Genomic DNA, 11,710 nt, shown 5'->3' on the forward strand with positions numbered 1-11,710 from the left:
GGCCCCTATCCTGGGGCCGTGCCCTCCCGCCTCGCCATCTTGACCGTCGCCGCAGCAGCCGCCGCGCTCGGCGGCTGCTCGGTGCTGTCGCCGTCGCCCACCCCGACGGTGACCGTCGAGGCCGTGACGGTGACCACGGCGACCCCGAGCCCCGAGCCGGTGCCGACGGTCACGCTGAACCCCGACCAGGCGGATCACGACGCGATGTATGCCCGCCCGCAGTGGCTGGGCACGATCCCGCTCGAGGTCCAGCCGGACAACCTGGGCGAGCGCAAGCCGACTCCCGAGGAGCTACGCGACCGCCAGCTCGCGCCCCGGCCATGGCTGCCGGAGCCCGAATCGGACGAGTTCGCGTCCTCCATCAGCGAGGTCCCCGACGACGTCGCAGAGCGCTCCACGTGGCGCTCCGAGTGCCCCGTCGGCCTCGACGAACTGCGCTACATCACCATGACGTACTGGGGTTTCGACCAGCAGCCCCACATGGGCGAGATGCTCATCCACCGCGACCATGCCGAGGACGTGGTGGGGGCGTTCGAGACCATCTACGAGGGACGATTCCCCATCGAGGAGATGAGGGTGATCTCGCTCGAGGAGCACCTGTCGCCGCCCACCGGCGACCACAACGTCACCAGCGCGTTCTGGTGCCGGCAGGTGGTGGGCACGGCCAACGTGTGGTCCGAGCACGCCAAGGGCCTCGCGGTGGACATCAACCCGTTCCACAACCCCTATTACAAGGGCGAGGAGCTGTTCCCCGAGCTGTCCGAGGCCTACCTCGACCGCACATGGGAGCGGGACGGCATGATCTACGACCCGAGCATCGTCTACGACGCTTTCGAGGACATGGGCTGGACGTGGGGCGGCCATTGGCATGGCCGCGAGGACTGGATGCACTTCTCTGCCGAAGGTGGATAGAAGACACAGTTCCGCCGAAGGTGGATAGCACGCGGCCGACGCGCGGGTACAGCAGTCCGTGAGTGCCGGACAGGAGGGTTTGGTCTCCTGGAGGCGTCAATGAGTGCCGGACAGGGGTGGGGCGCGGGTCCCGGGCATTCGGACGCGCGGCACGGCAAGATGGTTGAGTGACCACGATTCCGACGGCTGACGACATTGCGCGCGCGGGAGCGGCCATCGCCCCCCACGTGCGCCGCACCCCCAACATCGAGATCCGCGGCGAGACGCTCGGGATCGACGCGACTCTGGTCTTCAAGCTCGAGTTCCTCCAGGTGACGGGGGCGTTCAAGGCTCGAGGGGCCACTCACTACGTCGCGACACAGCCCATCGCTCCCGCCGGAATCGTCGCCGCCTCGGGCGGCAACCACGGCGCGGCCGTCGCGTATGCCGCGCGGCAGTTCGGCCATGAGGCGCACATCTTCGTGCCCACCACCGCCAACCCGTCCAAGGTCGAGAGGCTGCTGAGCCTGGACGCTCAGGTGCACTCGATCGGCATCTCCTATGGCGACGCTCGCGACGCCGCAGAGGAGTACCTCGACGAGCACGACGCGACCAGCATCGAGGCGTTCGACGACCCGGTGGTGATGGCCGGCGCGGGCACCGTCGCGATGGAGCTCGACCAGGACGACCGCGCGCGCTCCGGCCGCGACCTCGACGCGATGATGCTCGCGGTGGGCGGCGGCGGGCTAGCGGGCGGAGCGGCCGCGTGGTGCGGAGACCGCATGCGGATCATCGGCTGCGAGACCGCCGGCACCGCGTCGTACGCCGCCGCGGTGGAGGCGGGCGGCCCCGTCACCGTGCCCGTGTCCGGCGTGGCCGCAGACCACCTGGGCGCCAGGCGCATCGGCGACGTGCCGTGGGCCGCGCTGTCCCGCGCGGGGGCCGAGTCCGTGGTGCTCACTGACGACGAGGTGCTCGATGCCCAGGCGCGACTGTGGCGCCTGCTGCGCGTGGTGGTCGAACCGGGCGTGGCCGCCCCCTTCGCCGCCCTGCTCACCGGGCGCTGGGTGCCCGAGCCCGGCTCGCGCATCGGCGTCGTGCTGTGCGGTGCGAACGTGGTGATGCCCGCTGTGGGCCGCTCCCCCGTGCCGTCCTGAGGCACGCCTCCACACAGCGCCATTTCGGACCCTTCGGATACCAGCGGACACTAGCGGCGCTGAGCGCGTGGCCTTTGCCACACGCGCTGGTCTTTGGGGAACTACGTGCGGTGTCATGTGCAAATGTCTCCCACCTCTCGTCGCGGATTCGCCGCGCTCATCGCACTTGCTCTCATCCTTGTTGTGCCCGCTGCTCCCGCCACGGCGGCCGATGCCGGGACCTGGCAGGAGCTCAGCGATCAGCTCGCAGCAGGGGGCCACGTGACCGTCACCGCCAACATCGACGGCGGCAGTGTCGGCGTGCCCAGCGGGGTGCCGACGACCCTCGACCTTGCGGGCCACAACGTGACCCTCCATTCGGACTTCGGAGGAGAAGCCGTCGTGCACGTCGGCCAAGGAGCGGATCTCACCATCACGGACTCCGTGGGGGGCGGTGTACTCGTTGCGGATGGCTGGAGTGCGATGGAAGGAGCGGCGATCGGCGGCCAATACTTCGAGTCCATGGGCGCGCTCACGGTGGCTGGCGGAACCGTCCGCGCGATCGCCGGCTTCAGGGGTGCCGCCATCGGCGGGGGCTTCCGGGGCGACGGCGGCGCTCTCACCGTCACCGGCGGCTTGGTCGACGCGACGAGTCGCTACGAAGGCGCCGCCATCGGCGGCGGCATGGATGGCCACGGCGGGACAGTCCTCATCTCTGGTGGCGAGGTCGATGCACAGAGCATGGGGACCGGCTCAGGGATCGGCGGGGGCGTCTTCGGCGCCGGAGGCGACGTCACCGTGACTGGCGGCGTGGTGACGGCACACGGAATATCAGCAATCGGACCGGGTGAGTCGGGCTACGGCAGGGGAACACTCACGATCGCCGGCACTCCGACAGTGGACTCGGCCGCGTCGGCTGCCGGGTTCGGCGGCTCACCCGTGACCTCCACGGGGACGCCCGAGGGCGTGCAGCACCGCGTGATCAGCCTTGGCAACCAAACCCACATCGATTTCGTCCTCGAGGTCGGCTTCGACTCGAACGGCGGCACCACGATCGATCCGGTCACCGTCGACTACGGCGACACCGTGACCGCACCCGCGCAGCCCACGCGCGAGGACTACACCTTCACCGGGTGGACCCTCAACGGAGACCCGTACGACTTCACCACCGCCGTCACCGCACCACTCACGCTGACGGCAAGCTGGTCACTCAACACCTACGACATCACCTTCGACAGTGCAGGCGGCACAGCCGTCGACACGGTAAGCGTCGACCACGGCAACACCGTCGCCTCGCCGGCGAACCCCTCGCGTGAGGGCTACTCGTTCACCGGCTGGACCCTGGGCGGCGACCCGTACGACTTCACCACCATCGTCACCGCACCGCTCACGCTGACGGCAACCTGGTCACTGAACTCGTACGACGTCACCTTCGACGCCAACGGCGGCACCACGATCGATCCGGTCACCGTCGACCACGGCGACACTGTCGCCGAACCCGTGCAGCCCACGCGCGAGCACTACACCTTCACCGGATGGGCCCACGGCGGCGAGGACTTCACCTTCGACACCCCGATCACCGCCGACACCACCCTCACCGCCGGCTGGTCCCTCAACACCTACGACGTCACCTTCGACGCGAACGGCGGCACCACCATCGACCCGGTCACTGTCGACCACGGCGACACCGTCGCGTCGCCGGAAGCTCCCACCCGCACCGGCCACACCTTCATCGGGTGGACCCACGGTGGCGAGGACTTCACCTTCGACACCCCGATCACCGCCGACACCACCCTCACCGCCGGCTGGTCCCTCAATGCCTACGACGTCACCTTCGACGCTGATGGCGGCACAGCAGTGGACGCCATCACGGTCGACCACGGCGACACCATCACCGCACCTGCCGACCCGACCCGTGAGGGCTACACGTTCGCTGGGTGGACCCACGGTGGCGACCCGTACGACTTCACCACCGCCGTCACCGCACCACTCACGCTCACGGCAACCTGGTCGCTGAACTCGTACGACGTCACCTTCGACACCAACGGCGGCACCACCATCGACCCGGTCACCGTCGACCACGGCGACACCGTGACCGCACCAGCGAACCCCACCCGCACCGGCCACACCTTCACCGGCTGGACCCACGGTGGCGAGGACTTCACCTTCGACACCCCGATCACCACCGACACCACCCTCACCGCGGGCTGGTCCCTCAACGCCTACGACGTCACCTTCGACAGTGCTGGCGGCACAGCCGTCACCATGACGAGCGTTGACCACGGCGGCACCGTCGCCTCCCCCGAAGCTCCCACTCACACCGGCCACACGTTCACCGGCTGGACCCTCAATGGCGACCCGTACGACTTCGACACCCCCGTCACCGGACCGCTGTCCCTCACCGCCAGTTGGTCGTTGAACTCCTACGAGGTCACCTTCGACCCTGATGGCGGCACAGCAGTGGATGCCATCACGGTCAACCACGGCGACACCATCACCGCACCTGCCGACCCGACCCGTGACGGCTACACGTTCGCTGGGTGGACGCTCAACGGCGACACCTATGAATTCTCAGAACCGGTGACCGGCAGCATCACAATCGCCGCCAGCTGGTCGCTCAACAGTTACGACGTCGAGTTCGACAGCGCGGGCGGCACGGCAGTCGTCACCATGAGAGTCGACCACGGCGACACCATCACCGCACCGGTGAACCCGACCCGTGACGGCTACACCTTCACCGGCTGGACCCTCAACGGCGACTCGTACGACTTCACCACCGCCGTCACCGCACCACTCACGCTCACGGCAACGTGGTCACTCAACAGCTACGACGTCACCTTCGACACCAACGGCGGCACCACGATCGACCCGGTCGCCGTCGACCACGGCAACACCGTGACCGCACCGGCGAACCCCACCCGTGAGGGCTACACGTTCACTGGGTGGACCCTCGACGGCGACGCCTACGCGTTTGACTCATCTGTCAAGGGCGACGTCACCCTCGTCGCCAACTGGACCGCGATCAGCATTCAAAGCTCCACGAGCGTCGTGGGGGGAGACATCCTCGACGTGCGAGCGTCCGGCCTGCTTCCGAACCACGAATACGGCGTCGCGATCAGGACGCTCACCGGTGGCGCGGGAATGGCAGTTGGCGGCGCCCGAACGTTGGTGGAAACCGTGACCACCACCGCCGGCGCCGGCGCGCTCTCGGTCAGCCTGCAGGTCCCCCACGACGCCTCCGGCCCCGCCATGGTGGTCATCCTCGACGGCGACACTGAGGTCCAAGCAACGGTGATCAGCATCGAGGCAGAAGCAGAGGCCGAGTCCGAGGCCACCGACGTTCCCGACGCGAGTGCTGGATCGGACGACGACGGCCTCGCCGCCACCGGCGCCTCTCTGTGGCCGCTCGCCGCTGCGGCGATCCTGCTGCTTGCGGGCGCCGGACTGCTGATCCGATCCAGGCAAAGGGCGTAGCGCCCGAGCGCCCGCCCTCCCCCGCATCGGCCGCCTTGCTGAACGGGCCGATGCGGGGGTCGCCGCTACCGAGCGACCGCGCCCTTCAGCGAGCCCTCGAGGATGTCGAGGCCCTGGTGGAGCTCGTCGTCGGTGATCGTCAGCGGCGGGGCGATGCGGAAGATGCCGCCCATGCCGGGCAGCTGGACGATGTTCATGTGGAGTCCGGCGTCCAGACACGCGGACGTGACCGCGCGCCCCAAGCCGTCGGCCGGCGACTTGCTTTCCTTGTCTGTGACGAGCTCGATCCCCTGCAGCAGGCCACGGCCGCGCGCGTCCCCGACCTGCTCGATGCCGTCCCGCATCGCGACCAGCCGCTCGCGGAGCACCTCGCCCAGCTGAGCGGCGCGCGCCACCAGGCCATCACGCTCGATCACGTCGAGCACCGTCAGCGCGACCGCGGACGGCAGTGGGTCGGAGACGTGCGTCGTGAAGAACAGGAAGCCGCGCTCATGACAGAGCCCCTCGATGGCGGCGCTGGTGACGACCGCGCTGACGGGCAGGCCGGCGCCCAGGGTCTTCGACAGCGTGAGGATGTCCGGCACCACGCCGGCGCGCTCGAAGGCGTACATGGCGCCCGTGCGACCCACGCCCGTCTGCGCCTCGTCGAGGATCAGCAGCATGCCGCGCTTGTCGCATTCCTCGCGCAGTCGCGCCAGATACCCGGGCGGAAGCTCGATGATCCCGCCGGAGGACAGGATGGGTTCGACCATGCAGGCCGCGAGCGCACCCGAGGACTGCTTGTCGATGAGCGACAGCCCGAACTCGAGCTCGGTCTCCCAGTCGTGGCTGCCATCGGGATGACGGAACGGGGACCGGTAGGCGTTCGGGGTGGGCAGCGTGAGATTCCCCGGCATCGGCGGCCCGTAGCCGCGCCTGCCGGCCGAGTAGGTCGCGGACGCCGCGCCCGACGTCATGCCGTGCCATGACACGTCGAAGGACACCACCTCGTAGCCGCCGGTCGCGAGCTTGGCCATCTTGAGGGCCGCCTCGTTGGCCTCGGCGCCGGTGGTCAGCATCAGCACCTTGTCCAGCCCGTCGGGCAGCGTCCCCGCCAGCCGAGCGCTGACGTCCACCACCGGCCGGCTCAGCATTCCGCTGAACAGGTGATCGAGGGTGGTCATCGACTCGGTCACCGTCGCCACCACGTCGGGGTGCGAGTGGCCCAGAATCGCGCTCATCTGCCCCGACGTGAAGTCGAGGATCGCATTGCCCTCGGAGTCGTAGATGGAGGAGCCGGCCGCCCGTTCGATGATGCGCGGCGAGAACTCCGTGCCGTAGCGAATCACGTGGTCGGCGGCGTCCTCCCAGAATCGGTCGCGGGTCACGAGGCCTTCCCTTCCTGAGCGTCACTGCGCTGGACACTACGGCCGCGCGGTTTCGGTCACGACGTCACTGGTGTTTCGCGGACGTAAATTTCGCGCGGAATAGCACGAGGTGCCCTGTCAATCGTGGCAGATTCGTGGGGTGACGGCGCGCGAGGCGGCCGTACTGCGGCGGTGAGATGAAGGTGGAGACGTGGATCTGACGGCGGTTCAGGGGGTGCGGGTCGCGCGCTCGCGCGCCGACCTCGCGCTGGACCAGGGCGAGCGGTATCTCGCGGGCGGCACCTGGATGTTCTCCGAGGATCAGCCCGGCGTCACGGGTCTCGTCGACCTGTCCGGTCTCGGGTGGGACGAGCTGGACGTGACCGCGCAAGGCGACCTGCGCATCGGCGCGATGGCCCCTATCGGAACCCTCGAACGCTGGGCCGCCACGGCCACGTTCCCCGCGGCACCGCTGTTCGCGCAGTGCTCGGAGTCCCTGCTGGCGAGCTTCAAGGTGCGCGCGGCCGCGACCGTCGGCGGCAACATCGTGCGGGCGTACGCGGCCTCGTCGATGGTGGCGCTGGCCGCGACCCTGGACGCGACCGCGACCATCTGGCACGCCGACGGCACCGACTCCGTGGTGCCGGTCGCTAGCCTGCCCACGGGCAACGGCACCACGTCCCTGTCGACGAGCGATGTGCTGCGCGACGTGATCGTGCCCGCACCGGCGCTCACCGCGCGCACCGCCCACCGCCGCATCGCGCTCGCCGAGCACGGCCGGTCCGGGGCGCTGCTGACGGGCAGGCGCGACCCGGACGGCAGCTGCACGTTCGTCATCACCGCAGCCACGCTCACGCCCACGGTGCTGCGCTATCCGGCTGCGCCCGCCCCCGATGAACTCGAGCGCGACGTTCGCGACGCTGAGGGCTACTACACGGACCCGCTCGGCACCGCGGATTGGCGCCGACAGGTGAGCGCCGTGCTGCTGGCCGAGGTGCGCGAGGAGCTCGCATCATGAGGGTCGACGGCCAGGACGTCTCGGGAGCGCCGGCACCCGGCCAGTGCCTGCGCACCTTCCTGCGCGAGTCCGGTCACACGGCCGTCAAGAAGGGCTGCGACACCGGCGACTGCGGCGCGTGCACCGTGCTCGTGGACGGGTCTCCGGTGCACTCGTGCATCACACCGGCGTTCCGCGCGGCCGAAAGCGACGTCATCACCGCCGCCGGGCTCGCGCCGGGCGACGAGCTGAGCCCGTTGCAGGAGTCCTTCGTCGACCACTTCGGCTTCCAGTGCGGCTTCTGCACCCCCGGCATGGTGGTGGCGGCTTCCGCACTCGGCGAGGACCAGACGGACGGCCTCGCGCGCCAGATGCGCGGCAACCTGTGCCGCTGCACCGGGTATCGCGCCATCGAGGAGTCGATCCAGCACTGCGGCGACGCGCGCGAGGGGTGCGGCGGGTGCGCTCGGGGCGCACGTCGAGCGGCCGATGCGGGGGCGGGCACCAGCACGGGTATCCAGGGTGCGGCGAAGGCGGGTATCGGAACCGGGTCGGGTATCGAGGGGGTCGGCGCGGCGGCCTCTCCCCCGGCCGCGCGGCGCGTCGTGCAGGGCCGGGAGCCCTTCACCTTCGACGAGATCCCCGCCGGCAGCGCACACCTCGCGGTCGTGGGGTCTCCGCACGCTCACGCGCGAGTGATCTCCATCGACGCCTCCCAGGCCCTCGCGATGGACGGCGTGCTCGCCGTGCTCACGCACGAGGACGTTCCCGCCGGCCGCTTCTCGACCGCGCGCCACGAGCACCGCACGGATGACCCCGACGACACCCGCGTCCTCGACGACACCGTGAGATTCGTCGGCCAGCGCGTGGCAGCGGTGGTCGCCGAATCTGCGCGGATCGCGCACGAGGCGGCCCGCCTGGTCCGGGTCGACTACGAGGTGCTTCCCGCCGTGCTGGATCCCGAGGCGGCCCGCGCTCCCGGGACTCCGCTGCTGCACCCGACGCTCGGCCCGGACGACCGCGTCGCGGACGCCGGGCGCAATGTGGCCGCCGCCGCACACAGCGAAGTGGGCGATGTCGAGAACGCGCTCGCCGCATCGGCCGTCACCACCCAGGGAACGTGGACGACCTCGCGAGTGACCCACGCGCAGCTCGAGACCCACGGCTCCATCGCGTGGGTCGACGAGGACGGCCGGCTCACGGTGCGCACCAGCTCGCAGGTGCCCTTCCTGGCGCGCGCCGAGCTCGCGCGGATGCTCGGACGCGACCCCGAGACGGTACGAGTGTTCACCGCGCGCGTGGGCGGCGGGTTCGGCGGCAAGCAGGAGATGTTCACCGAGGACATCACCGCGGTGGCGACGCTCGCCGTGGGCCGACCGGTCGCGTACGAGATGACGCGCGAGGAGGAGTTCGTCCGCACCTCCGTGCGCCACCCGTTCCGGGTCTCGGTGAGGGCCGGCGCCGACTCCTCCGGGCGGCTCACGGCGCTGACGGTCGACGCGCTGAGCGACACCGGCGCGTACGGCAACCACGCGGCCGGCGTGCTGTTCCACGGTTGCCACGAGTCGATGGCGATCTACCGCGTGCCCGCCAAGCGGCTCGACGCCGAGGCGGTCTACACGAACAACGTGCCGTCCGGGGCGTTTCGCGGCTACGGGCTGGGGCAGGTGATCTTCGCGATCGAATCCGCCCTCGACGAGCTGGCTCTCCAGCTGGGGCTCGATCCCTTCGAGATGAGGCGGCTGAATGCCGCGCGGCCCGGCGACCCGTTCGTGGTGGCGGGCGAGCCCGACAAGGACCTCATCTTCGGCTCCTACGGGCTCGACGAATGTCTCGAGTCGGCGCGCGCCGGCCTCGCGGCGCCTGACGACGTGCCCGCCCCTGAGGGCGACGCGTGGGCGATCGGCGAGGGCATGGCCGCGTCGATGATCGCGACGCTGCCGCCGCGCGGGCACCGGGCCGTCGCGAGAGTCAGCGTGGCCGCGGACGGCGTGTACCGGGTGGGGGTCGGCACCGCCGAGTTCGGCAATGGGACTGTCACCGTGCACTCGCAGATCGTCTCGGAGGACATGGGCGTTCCGCGTGAGCGGGTCGCGATCACGCACGCGGATACGGACGCGGTCTCGTACGACACGGGCGCGTTCGGGTCGGCGGGCATCACCGTCGCCGGCAAGGCGCTGCACATCGCGTGCCTCGAGCTGCGCGAGGCGCTGGTGGCTGCGGGCGCACGGCTGCTGGGAGTGGACCCGGCTCGGTGCGAGCTCGGAGCCCACGGGGTCAGCGCCGGGGCCGCGACCGTCCCCTTCGGCGCGTTGGTGGCCGCCGTGGACGCGGATCATTCGCGCGACGGCGCCGCCCACGCAGAGGCGTCCCTCAACCAGCTCGTGCGATCCGTGTCCTACAACGTGCAGGCCTTCCGGGTCGCGGTGAACCGCGACACCGGCGAGGTGAGGATCCTGCGGTCGGTGCAGTCCGCGGACGCCGGGACAGTGGTGAATCCGGAGCAGTGCCGGGGCCAGATCGAAGGCGGCGTCGCACAGGGCATCGGCTCGTCCCTGTACGAGGAGGTGCTGATCGACCCGGAGGGCGCGGTGGCCAACCCCGTGTTCCGGCAGTACCGCGTGCCGCAGATGGCGGACGTGCCGCACACCGAGGTGCTGTTCGCATCCACGTCCGACGAGCTCGGTCCCTACGGGGCGAAGGCGATGTCCGAGTCTCCGTACAACCCCGTCGCGCCGGCGTTGGCCAACGCGGTCCGCCGGGCGCTCGGGACGCGGCCGCACGAACTGCCGATGTCGCGCGACCGCGTGTGGCGTCTGGCCTCCTCAGCCCACTGACCCACCGCTGGGGCGGGGCGGCTCAGGCGCGGGCGTGGATGGGGCCCGACGTCTCGCTGAGTCGCGGCGCGCGGGACTGTCCCGCGACGATCTCGGCCACGATCGACACGGCGGTCTCCGCCGGGGTGACGGCCCCCAGGTCGAGGCCGATGGGGCTGCGGAGCCGAGCGAGCGACTCAGGCTCGACACCCGCCTCGCGGAGCAGTTCCCGGCGCCGCGCATCGGTGCGGCGCGAGCCCATGGCCCCCACATACGCGGCATCGGTCGCGAGCGCCGAGACCAGCGCGGGGATGTCGAACCGCTCCTCGTGCGTGAGGACGCAGATCGCGTCGCGGGGGCCCACCACGGTGCCGGCCAGGTACTCCCCCGGCCACGCCCGGATGACCTCGTGCGCATGGGGGTGGCGGACGGCGGTCGCGAAGGCCGGACGGGCGTCGACCACGGTGATGCGGTAGCCGAGCGGGCGCGCCGCCGTCGCGAGCGCGGAGGAGAAGTCCACCGCGCCGACGATGATCAGGCGCGGCGCGGGAGGGCGCACCAGGTGGAGCACGCCTTCCTCGAGCCGCGTGTCGAGACTCATCGGGCCCGGCGGGACCGACACCCCGCCGTCGTCGAGGGCGACGTCGAGCGCCGCGGCCTCCCCGCGCGATGCCGAGCGCAGCTGCTCACGCACCCCGGCATCGGCCGGGCGGAGGACGCTCGCCACCACGGTGAGGTGCCCGCCGCATGCCAGACCGGCCGCGAGCGCATCGTCGTCGGACAGCCCGAGCGTGCTCGACGGCGCGGCCCGGCCCTCGAGGGCGGCTCCGGCCAGCTCGTGCGCCTCGGACTCGACGCAGCCGCCGGAGATGGCGCCGATCACCTCGCCGGCAGCGGTCACGGCCATCGCGGAGCCGATCGCGCGCGGCGCGGATCCGTGCACCGCGACCACGGTCACGACCCCCACCCGTTGGCCGGCCTGGAGCGCCCGCTCCAGCTCGCCCGCGACATCGAACATGAACACAATGTAGGCGGGTCAGGTTTCGGCCG

At 70.7% G+C, this 11,710-nt stretch carries 7 protein-coding genes; 5 read left to right on the forward strand and 2 right to left on the reverse strand.

The genetic code is table 11. From position 1 onward, the window contains the following. The first annotated feature begins 18 nt into the window (after nt 1-18). The 3 genes from ACNI14_RS00595 to ACNI14_RS00605 all read left to right on the forward strand — a co-directional run bounded on the left by ACNI14_RS00595 (nt 19) and on the right by ACNI14_RS00605 (nt 5,501). Nucleotides 19-912 carry a M15 family metallopeptidase gene (locus tag ACNI14_RS00595; protein WP_420517986.1) on the forward strand — a complete coding sequence of 298 codons (894 nt, stop codon included), beginning with the start codon at nt 19-21 and terminating at the stop codon, nt 910-912. A 167-nt stretch (nt 913-1,079) separates the two neighbouring features. Further along, nucleotides 1,080-2,048 (forward strand): serine/threonine dehydratase, encoded by a 969-nt coding sequence (locus ACNI14_RS00600; RefSeq protein WP_420517987.1) that lies wholly within the window; start codon nt 1,080-1,082, stop codon nt 2,046-2,048. A gap of 123 nt (nt 2,049-2,171) precedes the next feature. Then, entirely contained in the window at nt 2,172-5,501 is a 3,330-nt protein-coding gene (locus tag ACNI14_RS00605; RefSeq protein WP_420517988.1) for an InlB B-repeat-containing protein, read from the forward strand. Nucleotides 5,502-5,566: 65 nt separating this feature from the next. Here the strand turns inward: ACNI14_RS00605 and ACNI14_RS00610 are convergent, their stop codons facing one another. Further along, on the reverse strand, nt 5,567-6,868 hold the full coding sequence (locus tag ACNI14_RS00610; protein ID WP_420517989.1) for an aspartate aminotransferase family protein: 1,302 nt from the start codon (nt 6,866-6,868) through the stop codon (nt 5,567-5,569). Nucleotides 6,869-7,058: 190 nt separating this feature from the next. On the opposite strand from ACNI14_RS00610, the gene ACNI14_RS00615 reads away from it, so the two are divergent. Together ACNI14_RS00615 and ACNI14_RS00620 are read left to right on the forward strand one after the other, a co-directional pair. After that, a complete protein-coding gene (locus tag ACNI14_RS00615; RefSeq protein WP_420517990.1) occupies nt 7,059-7,865 on the forward strand; it encodes an FAD binding domain-containing protein in 807 nt (268 codons plus the stop codon). After that, a complete protein-coding gene (locus ACNI14_RS00620) occupies nt 7,862-10,681 on the forward strand; it encodes a molybdopterin-dependent oxidoreductase (protein WP_420517991.1) in 2,820 nt (939 codons plus the stop codon). Before ACNI14_RS00615 ends, ACNI14_RS00620 begins: the two co-directional genes overlap by 4 nt. A gap of 22 nt (nt 10,682-10,703) precedes the next feature. Here the strand turns inward: ACNI14_RS00620 and ACNI14_RS00625 are convergent, their stop codons facing one another. Then, nucleotides 10,704-11,678 carry an XdhC family protein gene (locus ACNI14_RS00625; protein ID WP_420517992.1) on the reverse strand — a complete coding sequence of 325 codons (975 nt, stop codon included), beginning with the start codon at nt 11,676-11,678 and terminating at the stop codon, nt 10,704-10,706. Between the last annotated feature and the right edge of the window lie 32 nt (nt 11,679-11,710).

Origin of the sequence: Demequina pilifera, assembly GCF_048814985.1 — a bacterium.
GTDB lineage: Bacteria > Actinomycetota > Actinomycetes > Actinomycetales > Demequinaceae > Demequina.

Bases quoted from the DNA above. Each gene is read 5' to 3' on its own strand.
- ACNI14_RS00605 (WP_420517988.1), top strand. From the start codon at position 2,172: ATGTCTCCCACCTCTCGTCGCGGATTCGCCGCGCTCATCGCACTTGCT.
- ACNI14_RS00620 (WP_420517991.1), top strand. From the start codon at position 7,862: ATGAGGGTCGACGGCCAGGACGTCTCGGGAGCGCCGGCACCCGGCCAG.
- ACNI14_RS00625 (WP_420517992.1), bottom strand. From the start codon at position 11,678: ATGTTCGATGTCGCGGGCGAGCTGGAGCGGGCGCTCCAGGCCGGCCAA.